This window comes from Amycolatopsis sp. NPDC004772 (assembly GCF_053601215.1).
In genome coordinates this window covers 32,922-48,913 of record NZ_JBSGBK010000026.1, presented here as the reverse complement: position 1 = coordinate 48,913, position 15,992 = coordinate 32,922, and the positions used below count along the sequence as shown (strand labels likewise).

General features: G+C 71.1%; 16 protein-coding genes. 13 read left to right on the top strand and 3 right to left on the bottom strand.

Translation table 11 applies throughout. The features are described 5' to 3' along the window. Positions 1 to 112 precede the first annotated feature (112 nt). The 13 genes from ACWEF6_RS18025 (at position 113) to ACWEF6_RS17965 (ending at position 13,100) form a co-directional block, all read left to right on the top strand. Entirely contained in the window at positions 113 to 1,672 is a 1,560-nt protein-coding gene (locus tag ACWEF6_RS18025; RefSeq protein WP_449678247.1) for a dynamin family protein, read from the top strand. Between the two features lie 59 nt (positions 1,673 to 1,731). After that, complete coding sequence (locus tag ACWEF6_RS18020; protein WP_449683970.1) at positions 1,732 to 2,379, top strand: hypothetical protein; 648 nt, start codon at positions 1,732 to 1,734, stop codon at positions 2,377 to 2,379. A 120-nt stretch (positions 2,380 to 2,499) separates the two neighbouring features. Then, positions 2,500 to 2,976, top strand: a complete 477-nt coding sequence (locus tag ACWEF6_RS18015) for a YqeB family protein (RefSeq protein ID WP_449683969.1) — start codon at positions 2,500 to 2,502, stop codon at positions 2,974 to 2,976. Then, positions 2,973 to 3,587 carry a TetR/AcrR family transcriptional regulator gene (locus ACWEF6_RS18010; protein ID WP_449683968.1) on the top strand — a complete coding sequence of 205 codons (615 nt, stop codon included), beginning with the start codon at positions 2,973 to 2,975 and terminating at the stop codon, positions 3,585 to 3,587. Before ACWEF6_RS18015 ends, ACWEF6_RS18010 begins: the two co-directional genes overlap by 4 nt. An 18-nt stretch (positions 3,588 to 3,605) precedes the next feature. Next, positions 3,606 to 3,992 (top strand): nucleotide exchange factor GrpE, encoded by a 387-nt coding sequence (locus ACWEF6_RS18005; protein ID WP_449683967.1) that lies wholly within the window; start codon positions 3,606 to 3,608, stop codon positions 3,990 to 3,992. Next, a complete protein-coding gene (locus ACWEF6_RS18000; RefSeq protein ID WP_449683966.1) occupies positions 3,989 to 5,827 on the top strand; it encodes a dynamin family protein in 1,839 nt (612 codons plus the stop codon). The genes ACWEF6_RS18005 and ACWEF6_RS18000 overlap by 4 nt, the downstream gene beginning before the upstream one ends. 101 nt (positions 5,828 to 5,928) lie before the next feature. Continuing rightward, positions 5,929 to 6,624 (top strand): hypothetical protein, encoded by a 696-nt coding sequence (locus ACWEF6_RS17995; RefSeq protein ID WP_310968443.1) that lies wholly within the window; start codon positions 5,929 to 5,931, stop codon positions 6,622 to 6,624. A gap of 349 nt (positions 6,625 to 6,973) precedes the next feature. Continuing rightward, on the top strand, positions 6,974 to 8,797 hold the full coding sequence (locus tag ACWEF6_RS17990; protein WP_449683965.1) for a phosphoenolpyruvate carboxykinase (GTP): 1,824 nt from the start codon (positions 6,974 to 6,976) through the stop codon (positions 8,795 to 8,797). A 78-nt stretch (positions 8,798 to 8,875) separates the two neighbouring features. Further along, entirely contained in the window at positions 8,876 to 9,718 is an 843-nt protein-coding gene (locus tag ACWEF6_RS17985) for a TIGR03621 family F420-dependent LLM class oxidoreductase (protein WP_449683964.1), read from the top strand. 14 nt (positions 9,719 to 9,732) lie between these two features. Continuing rightward, positions 9,733 to 10,614: an LLM class F420-dependent oxidoreductase gene (locus ACWEF6_RS17980; RefSeq protein WP_449683963.1), complete on the top strand. Its 882-nt coding sequence runs from the start codon at positions 9,733 to 9,735 to the stop codon at positions 10,612 to 10,614. Then, positions 10,611 to 11,216 carry an ABC transporter ATP-binding protein gene (locus ACWEF6_RS17975; RefSeq protein WP_449683962.1) on the top strand — a complete coding sequence of 202 codons (606 nt, stop codon included), beginning with the start codon at positions 10,611 to 10,613 and terminating at the stop codon, positions 11,214 to 11,216. The genes ACWEF6_RS17980 and ACWEF6_RS17975 overlap by 4 nt, the downstream gene beginning before the upstream one ends. After that, a complete protein-coding gene (locus ACWEF6_RS17970) occupies positions 11,210 to 12,490 on the top strand; it encodes a hypothetical protein (RefSeq protein ID WP_449683961.1) in 1,281 nt (426 codons plus the stop codon). The genes ACWEF6_RS17975 and ACWEF6_RS17970 overlap by 7 nt, the downstream gene beginning before the upstream one ends. A gap of 31 nt (positions 12,491 to 12,521) precedes the next feature. Then, complete coding sequence (locus tag ACWEF6_RS17965; protein WP_449683960.1) at positions 12,522 to 13,100, top strand: EndoU domain-containing protein; 579 nt, start codon at positions 12,522 to 12,524, stop codon at positions 13,098 to 13,100. Here the strand turns inward: ACWEF6_RS17965 and ACWEF6_RS17960 are convergent. The 3 genes from ACWEF6_RS17960 to ACWEF6_RS17950 form a co-directional block, all read right to left on the bottom strand. Beyond that, positions 13,097 to 13,912, bottom strand: coding sequence for a GNAT family N-acetyltransferase (locus ACWEF6_RS17960; RefSeq protein ID WP_449683959.1), 816 nt, complete (start codon positions 13,910 to 13,912; stop codon positions 13,097 to 13,099). The two genes, ACWEF6_RS17965 and ACWEF6_RS17960, sit on opposite strands and share 4 nt — an antisense overlap. Before the next feature lie 10 nt (positions 13,913 to 13,922). Next, on the bottom strand, positions 13,923 to 14,195 hold the full coding sequence (locus tag ACWEF6_RS17955) for a helix-turn-helix domain-containing protein (RefSeq protein ID WP_310969649.1): 273 nt from the start codon (positions 14,193 to 14,195) through the stop codon (positions 13,923 to 13,925). Positions 14,196 to 14,309: 114 nt separating this feature from the next. Further along, positions 14,310 to 15,929 carry an alpha/beta hydrolase gene (locus ACWEF6_RS17950; RefSeq protein WP_449683958.1) on the bottom strand — a complete coding sequence of 540 codons (1,620 nt, stop codon included), beginning with the start codon at positions 15,927 to 15,929 and terminating at the stop codon, positions 14,310 to 14,312. Positions 15,930 to 15,992 lie beyond the last annotated feature (63 nt).

Genomic DNA, 15,992 nt, shown 5'->3' with positions numbered 1-15,992 from the left:
GTCGCGGCGCGGAAACCGCGCGTCGGCCGGCGGTACCACCTTCGGTGCGACCTGGGGATGACCCGCATGGCACGATTCACGGGTCGCCGAACGACGGGGAGGACTGGGGGCCGTGACGTCACCGGAGCAGGGCCGGCTCGCGGGCCCGCTGTCGATGTCGGTGGCCAACCTGTGTCACCGCCTGCAGCCGCAGGTCTCCGCGCGCACCGCCGCCGGGTTCGCCGAGGTGCTGCGCCGGCTCGGGGCGCCGCTGCAGGTGGCCGTCGCCGGCCGGATCAAGTCGGGCAAGTCGACGCTGGTCAACGCGCTGATCGGGCGCCGGGTCGCGCCGACCGACATCGGCGAGTGCACCCGGCTGGTCACCCGGTTCCAGTACGGCACGGTGGACCGCGTCGAGATCGTCTTCACCGACGGCCGCAAGCAGGTGCTCCCGTTCGCCGCCGACGGCATGATCCCCGCCGAGCTGGGCGTCGACATCGAGCAGGTGTCGCACATCGAGGCGTACCTGACCAACGCCGTCCTCCAGGGCATGACGGTGATCGACACCCCCGGCCTCGGTTCGCTCGACGCCGCTTCGGTGTCCCGCACCGAGCAGCTGCTGGGCGCGGCGAAGCACCGCAAGGAAGAGGACGACGAAGAGGGCTCGGACGAGCTCGACGACACCTCGCGCAACGCCGTCGCCGGCGCGGAAGCCGTGCTGTACGTCGTCACCCAGGGCGTCCGCGCGGACGACCAGCAGGCCCTCGCCGCCTTCACCGCGGCCACGGCGAGCCGCGAGGCGGGCCCGGTCAACGCGATCGCCGTCCTCAACAAGGCCGACACCATCGCGCCCGAGTCGGTCGACGGGTCCGGTGGCGACGTCTGGAAAGCCGCGACGCTGCTCGCCGAGAAGCAGGCATCGACGCTTAAGCCGCGCGTCGCCGACGTGCTGCCGGTGATCGGGCTGATCGCCGAGTCCGCCGAGTCCGGCGGCTTCACCTCCGCCGACGCCGAGGCCCTGCGGCAGCTCGCCGAGCTCGACGACGACGTCCTGCAGACCATGCTGATCTCGGCCGACATCTTCACCAGCTGGGAGTGCGACGTCCCGGCGGGCACCCGGCTGCGGCTGCTGGAGAAGCTCGACCTGTTCGGCATCTCGCACGCCGTCGAGGCCATCCGCAAGGAACCGGAGATCACGGCGGGCGCGCTGCGGCGCGCGCTGCTCGACGCGTCCGGTCTCGAAGCCGTCCGGCAGCGGCTGTCGATCGTGTTCGCCGCCCGCGCCGACGGCATCAAGGCGGCCGCGGCCCTGGCCTCGGTGACCGCGCTCGCGCACGCCTCGGCCGACCCGGCCGAACGCCAGCGCGTCCACGACGCCATCGAGGTGCTCCTCGCCAAGCCCGAGGCCCACCAGCTGCGGCTGCTCGAAGCGCTGACGCTGGTCGCGTCCGGCGCGGTCGACATGCCGGAGGACCTGTCCGAAGAGGTGCTGCGGGTCGGCAGCAACGCCGACATCGGCGCCCAGCTCGGCAAGCCCGGCGCCCCGCGCCAGGAGCTGGCCGCGCACGCGCTCGAACGCGCGGGCTGGTGGCGGTCCTTCGCCTCCTTCGGGGCGACGCCGGCGCAGAGCCGCGTCGCGCACGTCGTGCACCGGGCGTACTTCTTGATCTGGCAACAGGTCCGCGAAGCCTGAGGTTGTTTCGGCTTGCCGACTCTCCCTGGTAGACGCGTTTTTCCGCGTACTGTTGAAGCGTGCGCCTAGAAAACACGACATCCTGGCGAGCCGGCTGGAGCAGCGAGACCGAGGTCGACGTCGCGCTGTACATCCGGGACGCCCTGGCGCTGTCCGTTTCCGAGGAGCAGGTGCTGCCGCCGGTGGAGCCGCAGGTGCCGGTGCACATCCCGGCCGGGATCGACCGCGCGGCCGTCCAGGCGCACTGGGCCGGCTGGTGGGTCGACCTGCTCGCCTTCCTGCGCAACCGCGAGGACCCGGACCCGCGCAGCCCGCGCATCCGTTACGGCAGGCCCGCACTCGCCCCCGGCTCGGCGATCCGCCAGGCGGTCGACTTCTTCGGTCCGGCCGCGGCCCGCCACTTCGCCAACGCCCGCGGCCCCGCCCTGCGTGGGACGCACGAGCCGGCGGGCAGCACCCCGTGGGCCCCCGGCTTCTACCGCCGCCAGATCGTGGCCGGCGAGCGGCTCGGCCAGCTCGTGCGCGAGGCCGAGGTCCGCCTGGGCCGCCGCGCCTACCCCTTCCGCCTCAACGTCATCGAGATCTCGGTCGCCGGTTCGATCTGGCTGCGCACGGCCGAGAACCAGCTGCTCGTGTCGTCCCGCCTCGCCGAGAACGGACCGGGCCTCGAAGCGGTCCTCCGCGAGGTCATCGACCAGCTCGTCTGACCCCGTGTCGCCCCTCCAATCACGCGAGTTACGCGCTCAATCACGCGAGATCCGCCTCCGAGCACGCGAGATCCGCCCCGGGTCTCCATAAACCGAGCACGCGGTCTAATAATGGACCGCATGGAGACGACCGTCGACGAGCCGTCGTGGCTGCGCACCGGGTCCTGGGTCGGCTGCCCGCTCATCGGGGGTGCGCTCGGCGTGGGCGTCTGGGCCATCGCCGCGTGGGTCAGCGACTTGCCCGCCTTCCCCTTCCAGGGCGTGTTCAAGGTGCTCACGAAGCTGCCGCAGCCGTGGGCGACGCTCGCCGCGGTCGCCGGCGGGCTCGTGCTCGGCCTGGTGTTCGCCGCGATCTGGGCGCACGAGCGCCTCGTCGTCACGGTGTCGCCGACCCGGGTCACCCTGGTCCGCGGCGACAAGACGCGCCGCATCGAGGCCGACCTCGAAGCCGTCTACCTCGACGGCAAGGAACTCGTCCTGCGCACGACCGACGGCCGGGAGATCGCCCGCGAGAAGACCGACCTCACCGGCCGCGAGCTGGCGCCGGCCTTCGCCGAGCACGGCTACCCCTGGCAGGACGAGCCGGTCGAGCGATGAGGACGGTCGACCCGGCCAAGCACGCGGCCAAGCGCGCGTCGATCGTCGATGCGGCGGCCGGCTGCTTCGCCGAGAAGGGCTTCGAGCGGACGACGACCGCGGACATCTGCCGGGCCGCGGGCATCAGCTCCGGCAGTCTCTTCCACTACTTCCCCAGCAAGCGCGCGGTGTTCACGGCGATCTTCACCGACGACGCCGCCGAGACGGCCGACCGCCTCGAAGCCGCCGCGAAGACGGACGATCCGCTGGCCGCGCTGCTCGACGTCGTCACCGAGCTGGCGGGCCAGGTCGCGCACCCCGCGGTCGTCCGGCTCGTGCTGGAAGCCGCCGCCCAGGCCGCTCGCGACGACGAGTTCGCCGAGCTGATCCAGCGCAACGACCGGGCGGTGCGGGACGGCCTGGCCGTCCTGGTCGCCCGCGCCGGCGCGGCCGGGCAGATCGACCCCGGCGTCGCCCCGCGCGCGGTCGCCGGCTGGCTGGCCGGCCTGATCGACGCGATGATTTCGCGGGCCAGCATCGACCCCGACCTCGATCTGGCCGCCGAGCAGGCGATCCTCCGGACGATCCTGATCCGGTTCCTTCGCCCGGTTTCGCCCCCGGAGGGCAGCTGAGTCGGCCAGAATGTCGGCATGGCGTGGTTTCGCAAGGAGGGAACCGACGGCGGTGCGGCCGCGTCGGACACCGATGTGCACCCCTTGCAGCAGGTGAGTGATCTCGAACGGGCACTCGCGGACCGCCAGGCGCTGATCCAGATGTGCCTGTACGCCCTGGACCGCGCCCGCAGCGGCGGCGTCGTCGAACGCCTGGAGGAGGGGCTCGCCGCGATCGGCGTCCAGGCCCTGCGGCCCGACGGTGAGCGCTTCGACCCGGCCCGCCACGAAGCCGGCGGCGCGGTCCCGACCGAAGACCCGGCGCTCGACGGCATCGTCGCGGAAACCGAGGTCACCGGCTTCGCCGACCACGACCGGCTGCTGCGCGCCCCCATCGTCACCGTCTACGCGAAGAAGAACCCGTGAGCGCACCGACCGCGCCGAGCCTGCCCGCGCAGGTCGCCGCGACCCGAGACCAGCTGCTGACCGTCGTCCGCGACGCCGATCCCGGCGCCGCCAAGTGGGTCGAGGACATCCGGAAGGCCCGGCCGAAGAAGCCGGCCGTCGTGGTCGTCGGCGAGACGAACCGCGGGAAGAGTTCGCTGGTCAACGCCCTGCTGGCGAGGCCGGGACTGTCCCCGGTGGACGCCGACGTGGCCACCGCGACCTACCTGGTGTTCGACCACGCGGACAACTGGGGCGCGCGGGCCTGCTACCCCGGCCAGCTCGCCCCGGTGCCGATCGACCTCGGTCAGCTGATCCACTGGGTGTCCGCCGCGCACGAGCTGCCGCCGGGGCAGATCCCGCCGCGGTACGTCGAGGTCACCGGGCCGGTGCCGCTGCTCGAACGGCTTTCGCTGGTCGACACCCCGGGGGTCGGCGGGCTCGACTCGATGCACGGCGAGCTGGCCAAGGAAGCCGCGGCCGGGGCCACCGCGCTGCTGTTCGTCGTCGACGCCTCGGCGCCGTTCACCTCGACCGAGCTGCAGTTCCTGCGGGACGTCGGCGAGCGCGTCGAAACCGTCGTGTTCGCGCTGACCAAGGTGGACATGTTCCGCGGCTGGCGCGAGGTCATGGAAGCCGACCGGCAGCTCCTGCGCGAGCACGCGCCCCGCTTCGCCGAGGCGGTGTTCCACCCGGTGTCGGCGCGGATGTTCGAGACCGCGGCGAAGGCGCCCAACGAGCAGATGGCCGCGATGCTGCGGGAGAAGTCCGGCGTCGCGGCGATCCAGACGGCGTTGCAGGAGCTGCTCGTCGGCCGGTCGGCGATGCTCGGCGAGGCGAACACGCTGCGCGCGCTGTCCAGCGCACTGGGCGAGCTCAAGGCGAAGCTGCAGGCCGAGAGCCGCGCGCTGTCGGCGGGCGAGGCCGAGGCCGAACAGCTGCGCGAACGCCGTGACCAGCTGCAGGCCGAACGCCGGAGCTCGACCCGCGGCTGGCAGCTGAAGCTGCGCGGCGAGGTGCAGCGCACCCGCGTCGAGGTCGGGCACGAAAGCAGCCGGCAGATGCGGGACGCGCAGACCCACTTCCGCCAGCTGATCGACGCCGCCAAGCGCGACGAGCTGGCCGCGCTGCCCCAGCAGGTCGACATCGCGCTGCAAACGACGTCGCAGCGCATCTCCATGCTGCTCTCGCAACGGCTGAACCAGGTCACCAACGTCTCGCTGTCGGAGCTGTTCTCGCCCGAAGAGCTCGACGTGATCCGCGCGCAATTCGCCCGGGCGGGCGGCCCGCCGGTGGTGCTGCGCCCGCCGGACAAGAAGCCGCCGACGGCGGAAGACAAGCTGCTCGTCTTCATGGGCATCTCCGGTGGCGTCGGGGCCGGCAAGGTGGCCGCGCTGCCGCTGGCCGGCGTCGCGATCCTCAACCCGGTCGTGCTGCCCGCGACGATCATCATCGGCCTCGGCGCCGGCTGGTGGATGGCCCGCACGCGCAAGCACGCGGCCGACAAGCAGCACATGAAGCAGTGGCTGGTCGAGGCCATCGCGGACGCCCGTTCGACGCTCGACCAGCTCGTCGCCGAGCAGCTCATCGAGGCCGAGCAGCAGCTGTCGATGGCCCTGGACGAGGCACTGGGCCGGCGCATCGACGCCATCGAGGCCGAGCTGAAGGAAGTCGACAAGACGATCAAGATGGGTGCGCAGGAGCGGGCCAAGAAGATCGCCGTCGTGTCGAAGCGGCTCAAGGAGGTCAGCGACGGCCGCGAGCGCGCCGAAGCCTTCCTGACGCGGATCCGGGCGCTGCGGGACAAAACCGCCTGAGCACCGGTCCGGTTGTGGAGCGGAACCGAACGGGCCTACGGTGAGTCATACCCTCAGACAGCAGGTCGGAGCGTGTTACCCGGTTCGAAGGGGGAAGTGCCATGTGGGTCGACGAGAGCGGCGGCAGCGACACCGACGCGAGCAGCCCGGACGCGATGACCGTCCACGTCGACGGCCAGGAGTACCAGGCCGAGGTCAACTACGACGTGAACGAAGACGGGGTGAACGACACCGCGATCATCGAGCACGACGACGGCTCGGCCCAGGCGTTCATCGACACGAACCACGACGGCGAGGCCGACCACTACGCCGTGCTGGACGAGAACGGGAAGGTCGTCGAGCAGGCGGTCTACGACGAGGCCAGCGGCCAGTGGGTCCAGGACGGCGCGGGCGGCGGCCACGACGACTCCGACACCGGCGGCCGGGACGACAGCTCCGGCGGCCACATCCACGCCGACCTGCCGGACGGCGAGGTCGACGCGGGCGTCGCGACCATCGACACCGACCACGACGGCCACAACGACACCGCCATCGTCGAGACGAAGAGCGGCGGCACCATCGCCTTCACCGACAAGGACGGCGACGGCGAAGCGGACATCGCGGTGCAGACCGAGTCCGACGGCACGACCACGACGTTCGAGCACTCCGGCCCCGGCCAGTGGACCGAAGTCTCGAGTGGACTGAGGAACGACGGCGATCCCGCCGCGGACGCGGCCTGGGGCGAGGCCGGCACGCAGACCCTGGAAGGCGTCGCGCGCATCGACTCCGGCACCGGGCAGTGGATTTCGCCGAACTGAAAGTGACCCAGGTCATAGTTTGAAAGCCCGAGGCTGCGGCCTCGGGCTTTCTTCATGTCTTCAATGAAAACGAGCAGGTCACAGGTGTGTCCCGGGCCACCGCAAGATTTTCGGCGAATACACCGATCAAGTGACATCTGAATCGATTCCCTTATCGTTCTTGTGAGAGAACCTACACGTCAGCTCTCGGTTACTTGCCGGTCATGCGGCTACTCTCGGGGAATCCCAAATCGCACACACCGGTTCGCCAGCCGGTGTGCGAAGCCATTCGGTCGCCGGCAATGACGCCCGCACCGGGACAACGTCGTTCCGGTGCGGGCGCATTTGTCGTCGGAAGTCAGGAGTAGAGATGACCGCAGTCGCCATCCCCGGACTGGACACCGCGCCGACGACGCACAGTGGCGTGCTGTCCTTCGTCCGGGAGGTCGCCGAGCTGACCACCCCGGACCGCGTGGTGTGGGTCGACGGGTCTGACGAAGAAGCCGCCCGGATCAACCAGGAGCTGGTCGAGGCGGGCACGTTCGTGCAGCTCAAGTCGAAGCCGAACTCCTTCTGGGCCACTTCCGACCCGAACGACGTCGCCCGCGTCGAAGACCGGACCTTCATCTGCTCCGAGCGTCCCGAGGACGCCGGTCCGACCAACAACTGGATGGACCCGGCCGAGATGAAGGCCACCATGACCGAGCTGTTCCGCGGCTCGATGCGTGGCCGCACGATGTACGTCATCCCGTTCTGCATGGGCCCGCTCGGCGACGAGAATCCCAAGCTGGGTATCGAAATCACCGATTTCGCCTACGTTGTCGCGTCGATGCGCGTGATGACCCGCGCCGGCAAGGCGGCCCTCGAGAAGTTCGTCGCGCCGGACGGCAGTGAGCGCGAATTCGTGCCCGCGCTGCACTCAGTCGGCCACCCGCTCGAACCGGGCGAGAAGGACGTTTCCTGGCCCTGCAACGAAACGAAGTACATTTCGCACTTCCCCGAGGAGCGCGCGATCTGGAGCTACGGCTCGGGGTACGGCGGCAACTCGCTGCTGGGCAAGAAGTGCTACTCGCTGCGCATCGCTTCGGTGATGGCGCGCGACGAGGGCTGGCTCGCCGAGCACATGCTGATCCTCAAGCTGATCTCGCCCGAGGACAAGGTCCACTACGTCGCGGCCGCGTTCCCCAGCGCCTGCGGCAAGACCAACCTCGCCATGCTGCAGCCGACCATCCCGGGCTGGCGCGCCGAGACCCTGGGCGACGACATCGCCTGGATGCGCTTCGGTGAAGACGGCCGCCTGTACGCGGTCAACCCGGAGTTCGGCTTCTTCGGCGTCGCGCCGGGCACCGACTGGCACACCAACCCGAACGCCATGCGCACGATCGAGAAGGGCAACACGGTCTTCACGAACGTCGCCCTGACCGACGACGGCGACATCTGGTGGGAGGGCATGGAGAACAAGCCCCAGCACGCCACTTCGTGGAAGCACCAAGACTGGACGCCGGACTCCGAGGAGAAGGCGGCTCACCCGAACTCGCGCTACTGCACGCCGATGTCGCAGTGCCCGATCCTCGCGCCGGAGTGGGACGACCCGAAGGGCGTGCCGATCTCGGCGATCCTGTTCGGCGGCCGCCGCAAGACCACGGTCCCGCTGGTCAACGAGGCCCGCGACTGGCAGCACGGCGTCTTCATGGGCGCCACCATGTCGTCGGAAACCACCGCTGCCGCCGCCGGCGCGGTCGGCAACGTCCGCCGCGACCCGATGGCGATGCTGCCGTTCCTCGGCTACCACGCCGGTGACTACTTCAAGCACTGGCTGAACCTGGGCAAGAACGCCGACGCGAACAAGCTGCCGAAGATCTTCTACGTCAACTGGTTCCGCCGCGGCGACGACGGCCGGTTCCTGTGGCCGGGCTTCGGCGAGAACTCGCGGATCCTCAAGTGGGTCGTCGAGCGCGTCGAGGGTCGCGGCAACGCGGTCGAGACGCCGGTGGGCTTCGTGCCGCGGGCCGAGGACCTCGACACCGAGGGCCTGACCGAGCCGATCGAGGACATCCAGGCCGCCCTGGACGTCAAGCCCGAGGAATGGCGCGAGGAGCTGCCGCTGATCGAGGAGTGGTTCGAGAAGATCGGCGACAAGGTTCCGACGTCGCTGCGTGACGAGCTCGACGCGCTGGCCCAGCGCCTCAGCTGAGCTCCCTGAGACAGGGGACGCCTCCCGGCCGCATCCGGGAGACGTCCCCTTCTTCCTTTTCCGGGTAACTTCGCGGCCATGAGACCGTTCCGCTTCGGCGTCGCGCTGTACGTGCCCGGCTCACGGGCCGAGTGGGTGGCGAAGTGCCGCCAGGCCGAGGACCTCGGCTACGACGTCGTCGGCGTGGTCGACCACCTCGGCCGGGTCGCGCCGCTCCCGGCCCTGCTCCTCGCCGCCGAGGCCACCGAGCGGATCCGGCTGAACACCTACGTCCTCAACGCGAGCTTCCACAACCCGGTGCTGCTGGCCCGGGACGTCACCGCGCTCGACGAGTTCACCGGCGGCCGGGTGGAGATCGGGATCGGTGCGGGGTACGTCCGCGCGGAGTTCGAAGCCGCCGGCGTCGACTGGGGCACGCCCGGCCGCCGGTTCGAACGGCTCGTCGACGTGGTCACCGAGCTGGAGCGTGCGTTCACCGACCGCCCGCGGCCGCCGCTGCTGCTCGGCGGCCGCGGCGACCGGATGCTGACCTTCGCCGCCGCGCACGCCGACACCATCGCCCTCACCGGCACCGCGCCCGGCGCGGCCGAGGGGCGGCTCGCCCTGGCCGGTGCCGCCGCGCTGGCCGAGCGCGCCGGCTTCGTGAAGCAGGTGCTCGACGGCCGGGACGTCGAGCTGAACCTGATGGTCCACTTCGTCCGGATCACCGATGACCGGCGGGCGGCCCTGGAGGCGGCCCACGAACTCGTGCCGCACCTCGGCGTCCAGGAGCTCGGCGAGCTGGCCACGGTCCTCGCCGGCTCGGCGGAAGCGGCGGCCGAGCAGCTGCTGCGCACCCGCGAGACCCTCGGCGTCAGCTATTTCACGGTGCTCGAAGACGACCTGGGCAGGCTGGGCCCGGTGATCGAAAAGCTCCGGTGAGTACCTTGGTCGGCATGACTGGGGATTTCCGTTTCGGTGTCAACATGGTCGTGCCGGAAGGCCGCGCCGCCTGGGTCGAGAAGTGCCGCAAGGCCGAGGACCTCGGCTTCGACGTCCTGTCGGCGGCCGACCACCTGGGCATGGCGCCGCCGTTCCCGGCGCTCGTGCTGGCCGGCGAGGTCACCTCGCGCGTCAAGCTGAACACCTTCGTGCTCAACGCACCCTTCTACAACCCGGTGCTGCTCGCCCGGGACGTCACGGGCACCGACCAGTTCACCGGCGGGCGCCTGGAGCTCGGGCTCGGCGCGGGGTACGTCAAGGAGGAGTTCGAGGCCGCCGGGATGCCGTTCCCGTCCGCCCGCGAGCGCGTCGACCACCTCGAGCGGACGATCACCGAGCTCAAGCGGCGGTACGCCGACCCCGAGCACCAGCCGGCGCCGGTGCGTCCGGACGGCCCGCCCCTGCTGCTGGGTGGCCGCGGCGACCGGGTGCTGAGCCTGGCCGCGCAGCACGCCGACATCATCGGTTTCACCGGGACCACCAAGACGCCCGACGGCTCGCCCTTGGCCGCGGCCGCGCCCGAGGAGGTCGACGAGCGCGTGGCGTTCGTGCGGGCGAAGCTCGGCGACCGCGCGTCTTCGGTGGAGTTCAACCTGCTCTGCCAGTTCGTGAAGGTCACGAACGACCGCGCGGCCGGCCTGGCCGAGCTGGAGCAGCTGGTGGGCGGCCGCCTGAGCGCCACCGAGATCGGCGAGCTGCCGGTCGCCCTCGTCGGCACGCCCGCGCAGATCGCCGACCAGCTCCGCGGGCACCGCGAGCGGTTCGGGTTCAGCTACTTCACCGTCCTCGAGCCGTTCCTCGACGAGTTCGCCCCGGTCCTCGAAGCCCTCCGATGATCGACGCGAAGGCGCTCGGCGTCCGGGCCGGCGAGCTCTGGCTGTTCGACGACCTGGACTTCGCCGTCGACCCCGGCGAGTGCGCCGCGATCGTCGGGCCGAACGGTGTCGGCAAGTCGACATTGATGCGCTGCTTCTACGGCATGCAGAAACCGCAGCGGGGCCGCGTGCTGATCGACGGCAAGGTGCCGGACGAGCGGGTCGTCGAATTCCGGCGCAAGGTGTCGGTGCTCTTCGACGACTCCGACTTCTTCGCCGAGCTGACGCCGTTGCAGCACCTCGAGCTGCTGTCCGGTTCGTTCGGCGCCGACCTCGGCGACCACGAGGAACTGCTGCGTGACGCGGGCCTGGGCGAACGCATGCGCGTGACGGCCGGGCACTTCTCCGCGGGCCAGCGGCGTCGGCTGCTGCTGCTCGGCGTCACCGCGCGGCCCCACCGGGTGCTCCTGCTCGACGAGCCGGAACGCGCGCTGGACACGGCGGGCAAGGAATGGCTGGTCGAGGTGATCGCCCGGTCGACGGCGGCCGGCGCGGCGGTCGTGGTGGCCACCCACCACCCGCCGCTGCTCGAAGCCGCGGACAGCGTGCTCGAACTGTGGTGACCCTGACCCCGAGGCGGATGCGGATCCCCGGCCGGAAGCGGTTCGGCGGGATCTTCAGCGGCGACACCGCGAGCTTCGTCTTCCTGTTCGGCTTCGGGTTCCTGTTCACTGCGTTCTTCCACGTCGACGCCTGGCGTCCAGCGCTCTACGGATCGTCCATTGTGGACTTCCCGGCCGTGCTCGGGCTGCTGACGCTGTGCTGCGCGGTGGCCTGGCGCGGCCTGCTGCGGCGAGGCTTCGCCTGGGTCGAGCCGGCGGAGCTGACCTGGCTCGACTTCGCCCCGGTCGACCGCGGCCGCGTCGTCACGCTCCGGCTGCTCGGCGCCTGGACCGGCGTGATCGCGGTGACCGGCTACCTGGCCGCGCTGCTGCTCGCCGTCGGCGGCGCCGGGCTGAACGAGTGGCGCGCGGCGGTCGCGATCGTCGCCGCGACCGGGGTGGCGGCCTTCGCGTCGGCCCGGCGGACGGCACTGCGCCTCGACGCGCTCGGCCCGCTGGCGCTCGCGGTGCTCGGCCTGGGCATCGCCGCGCTCCGCCTCGGCCCGGCCACCGTGCAGTTCGTCGCGGCCGGGGTGCTGGTCGCGGCGCTGCCGCTGGCCTTCGGCGGCGAACCGGTGTCGCGCGCGGGCCGGGCGGCGCTGCTCGCCGGGTGGGACGGCCGGGTGCTGCGCTCGGTCGCCGTCACCTTCCTCGACCCGATGATGCTGCTCCCGCCGTCCGCGCCGATCGGCGGGCTTTCGCTGCGCCGCCCGACCCCGCTGCGGCTGGCCTGGGCCGGGACGCTCGGCCGGTCCCGGTACGCGGGTGCGGCGCTGCTGGTCGGCCTCGCGGTCGTCGTCGCGCACATCGCGGTGCCGACCGTGCCGGGCGCGGTCCTGGTCGGCCTCGGCGCGTACGTCGCGCTGACACCGTTCGCCGGCGGGCTCGGCGAGCTGTGGCGCAATCCGGGCCGCCGCAGGTGGCTGGGTTCGCGGGATCGGGACCTAGTGCTGGCCCACGGCCTGGTGCTCGCCGGGGTGGGTCTCGCCTGGTGGACAGTGCTGTTCGTGGTCACCCTCGCGGGTGGGACGTCGTTCGCCGTGGGCGCGTGGCTGGCCGTGCCGCTTTCGGTGCTCTCGATCCTGCGGACGGTCACCCGCACCGCCGTTGACTACGCGAATCCCGGGTTCATCGACACCCCGATGGGCCCGATGCCGGCCAACCTCACCCGCCAGCTCTTCCGCGGTCTCGATCTCCAGGTCGTCGGCATCGTGCTGCTCGCCGCCGCCGTTTGACCTACGCTCGTTGCGACGAAGGGAGCAGCGAGTGGGCGGCGGGCACGCACCGGGCGTCGGGCGCAGGGCGACCAGCGAGTTCCCGGCCGGCTGGACTGACGAGCAGATCATCTCCGTGGTCAAGGACGTCGCCAACGACCCCAGCGAGGCCCGGCGCCAGCAGCGCAACGGCCGCTGGCGCTGCGCCGGCGAGCGGTTCAACGTCCACTTGATCGTGCTGGTCGAGGACAACGGGCACGTCCACACCGCCTACCCGGTGGCCGGGCCGGGCGTGGTCCGCAACCCCGACACCGCCCGCGACCCGGCGAACCCGACGGTGGCGGACCTCAAGGGCAACCGCATCAGCTTCTTCGCCGACAGCGTCCTCACGATGATCGGCAACCGCCTTTCGCCGGAGGACTACACGCACTACCGCACCCTGCTGTGGGCCGGCGAGTGGGAGGAACTGGCCGACGTCCTGGCGGCGCACGCCTTCCGCGTCGGCTTCGGCTTCTCCGCCGACGAGTTTTCGGACTTCGAGAAGCTGCTGAACAGCTACGACCTCCCGGTGCCGGGCTGCGCGTTCCTCAACGACCGCGAGCACATCCTCAAGCAGCTGCGCCCGCTCTAGCGGAAGTCGTACCCGCAGAACGCGGCGATCGGGACGAAGCCGAGGCGCCGGTACAGGGCGTTGCTCGTGACGTTGGCGGGATCGGTGTAGAGGACCACGTCCGTCGCGCCGGCGGCGAGCGCGGCCTGGCTCGCCGCCACCGTCACCGCGCCCGCGTAGCCCCGGCCGCGGAACCGGGCCGGGGTGTAGATGGGGTCGATCCGGACCATGCCGCTCAGCAGCGGGGTTGAGCCCGCCATGGCGACCGGAACGCCGGTCTGCCAGAACGTGAACCGCTTGCCCGCGAAGTTCGAGGCGGCCCAGGACCGCTCGTCGGCCGGGGGCGCGTGCCCGACCGCGGTGGCGAACTCGCTGCACCAGCGCACGACCTCCGCGTGGTCCGGCGCGGCCGAAGCGCGACCTTCGGGCATCGGGTCGGGCGGGGTGAGCGTGCCGAGCCGGTGCAGGCGCACCCGCACGCCCGGCTCCGGCGTTGTGCCGGTTCGGCGGTGCCACGCCTCGGCGAACGCGGTGGCGGAGTCGTCCTCCGCGGTCACTCCGCACAACGCGTGGCCGGTCAGGTCCGCGGCGAGGGCGTCGGCCTCGTCCGGGGCGACCGGAGTCAGGATCAGGCGTAGCGACGGGCGGAGGTAGCAGATCGCGCGGACCTCGCCGTCCCGCTCCAGCCGGCCGAAGAGCGTGCCCTCTTCTTCGTGGGTTCGCAGCTTCTCGAGCCGGGTCAGCTGCGAGGTGTGCAGCGCGGGCCGCGAGCGGAGGAAGTCCCCGGCCTGGGTCAGGAAGTCGCCGATGTCCTCGGTGAGGTGCCAGCGCATGTCCAGGAGGTCAGCTCGCCTGCGAAAGCGGCGGCGACGCGGCAGGCGTGACGGCCGCCCGCAGCTCCTCCAGCGGCAACCCGACAGCGTCGGCAATAGCCGCGACCGTGAAGAACGCCGGCGTCGGAATCCGGCCGGTCTCGATCTTCCGGAGCGTCTCGACCGAGATCTCCGCCTCGGCGGCGACGTCGACCATGCTCCGGCCGGCCCGCGCCGCCCGCAGGGCCTGGCCGAGGCGTTCGCCTCGCTCGCGCTCTTCGTCCGTAAGCGGCACTCGCACCATGAGCGTGATTCTAATACCAGTAGTTGTCCACGGCCTGTGGACAACTCTGTGCACAGGTGTGGAAAAGGCCCCGCCGAACCGGAGTTCGGCGGGGCCCCACCACATCTAGTGCCCTCAGGCGCCCGCGGGCACCGGAAGTGGCATGCCGGGCAGGCTCTGGTCGTTCGGCACCACGCCGTCGATCAGGTAGGCCTCCACGACCTTGTCCACACCCGCGTTGCCGCCGGCGTAGATGCCGTGGTCACCCTCGCCGGTGATGGTCAGCATCCGCGAACCCGCGAACGCCTTGTGCGCGCGCTTCGCGCCTTCGATCGGCGTCGCCGGGTCGTGCTCCGACTCGACGATCAGCACCGGCGGGACACCCTTGCCGTCCAGGACGGGCAGCGGGGACGGCGGCTTCTTCCAGAACAGGCACGGCTGGATGAACCAGCCGGCCCCGAGGAGCGGCAGCTGCTTGTCGATCAGCTTCTGCGAGTCCTTGATGGCGCTGTTCGGCGAGCCGGTCCACGGACCCTCGTTGCACGGGATGGTCCAGAAGCTGGCGTCGTAGGAGTCGCCGTCGGCCGGCACCATCAGCGGCTGCGCGCCGTAGGTGACGGTGCTCTTGTCCGCGGCCTTGGCCTTCTGCGCGGCCGAGGACTTGGCCGCCGCCGAAGCGGTGCCCTGGGTCAGCGTGCGGACGCTGACCAGGTAGTCGGCCAGGCCGGGGAAGGCGCGCTTCGAGTAGATCTGCGACGCGATGAACGAGTCGAGGCCGTTGGCCGAGACGGTCGAGCCGTCGGGCAGGGTGACCGCGCCCTGGGTCAGGGCGTAGCGGACCTGCTCGTAGGTCTGGCGGGCGGCCTCGCCGGTGGTGCCGAAGTGGTAGAGCTTGTCGTACTTCGCCACCCACGGGAGGAAGTCCTGCCGGAAGCGGCGCTCGAAGCCGAGCGGCTGCCAGTCGAACGACTTCTGCCAGGTCGTGGTGAACTCGGTGGCCGAGTCGAGGACGAACCGGCCGGTGCGCGTCGGGTAGGCCTGCGCGTAGTGCGCGCCCATCCAGGTGCCCGCCGAGTAGCCGACCCAGTTGATCTTGTCGCGGCCGAGCAGCACGCGCAGCAGGTCGATGTCCTTGACCGTCTGGTCGGTGTTGATCAGCGGGCCGAGCTCGCCGGACTTCTGCTGGCAGGACAGCGCCGCGTACTTCGTCGCCTGCAGGATCAGGTTCAGGTTGCCGCGGTCGCGGTCACGCGGGTCCAGGTCCGACCCGGTGCCGATGGCGCCGCCGCAGGTGATGTTGGTGCTCTTGCCGGTGCCGCGCGGGTCGAAGCCGACGATCTCCTGGTGCTCGCGCAGCTTCGTCTGGTTGCGCAGGCGGGCCGGGAAGTTGCGGCCGGGCGCGCCCGGGCCACCGGGGTTGGTGACGACGCTGGCGGTCGCGTCCTTCGTCGCCTTCAGGCGGCTGACCGCGATGGTCAGGTCGATCTGGGCGTTCGCCTGGTACCAGTTGCGCGGGGTCTTGTAGGTCGCGCACTCCATGTCCTCGGCGCCCGCGGGCGGGGCCGTCGGCAGCTCGGAGGGGACAGCGCACTGGTGCCAGTCCAGCTTCTGGTTCGCGTACTGCGCCGGGATGTTCGTGGAGTTCAGCGGCTGTTTACCGGCCGCGACCTCCTGACCTGCGAACGCAGGAGTGAACCCGGCCAGCAGGGTGCCGGCGATCGCCGGGATCACCACCGCGTAGCGGAGTCGTGTCATACGGTTGCCCCTTTTGGGTTTTTGCGCGTGCGGAGTCGGCTATTGATATCGGGCCCGTACGGG

Excerpts from the sequence above, each read along its gene's own strand:
- ACWEF6_RS17980 (WP_449683963.1), top strand. The coding sequence starts at position 9,733 with ATGACTGGGGATTTCCGTTTCGGTGTCAACATGGTCGTGCCGGAAGGC.
- ACWEF6_RS17985 (WP_449683964.1), top strand. The coding sequence starts at position 8,876 with ATGAGACCGTTCCGCTTCGGCGTCGCGCTGTACGTGCCCGGCTCACGG.
- ACWEF6_RS17975 (WP_449683962.1), top strand. The coding sequence starts at position 10,611 with ATGATCGACGCGAAGGCGCTCGGCGTCCGGGCCGGCGAGCTCTGGCTG.
- ACWEF6_RS17950 (WP_449683958.1), bottom strand. The coding sequence starts at position 15,929 with ATGACACGACTCCGCTACGCGGTGGTGATCCCGGCGATCGCCGGCACC.
- ACWEF6_RS17990 (WP_449683965.1), top strand. The coding sequence starts at position 6,974 with ATGACCGCAGTCGCCATCCCCGGACTGGACACCGCGCCGACGACGCAC.
- ACWEF6_RS18010 (WP_449683968.1), top strand. The coding sequence starts at position 2,973 with ATGAGGACGGTCGACCCGGCCAAGCACGCGGCCAAGCGCGCGTCGATC.
- ACWEF6_RS18005 (WP_449683967.1), top strand. The coding sequence starts at position 3,606 with ATGGCGTGGTTTCGCAAGGAGGGAACCGACGGCGGTGCGGCCGCGTCG.
- ACWEF6_RS17955 (WP_310969649.1), bottom strand. The coding sequence starts at position 14,195 with ATGGTGCGAGTGCCGCTTACGGACGAAGAGCGCGAGCGAGGCGAACGC.
- ACWEF6_RS17995 (WP_310968443.1), top strand. The coding sequence starts at position 5,929 with ATGTGGGTCGACGAGAGCGGCGGCAGCGACACCGACGCGAGCAGCCCG.
- ACWEF6_RS18015 (WP_449683969.1), top strand. The coding sequence starts at position 2,500 with ATGGAGACGACCGTCGACGAGCCGTCGTGGCTGCGCACCGGGTCCTGG.
- ACWEF6_RS17960 (WP_449683959.1), bottom strand. The coding sequence starts at position 13,912 with ATGCGCTGGCACCTCACCGAGGACATCGGCGACTTCCTGACCCAGGCC.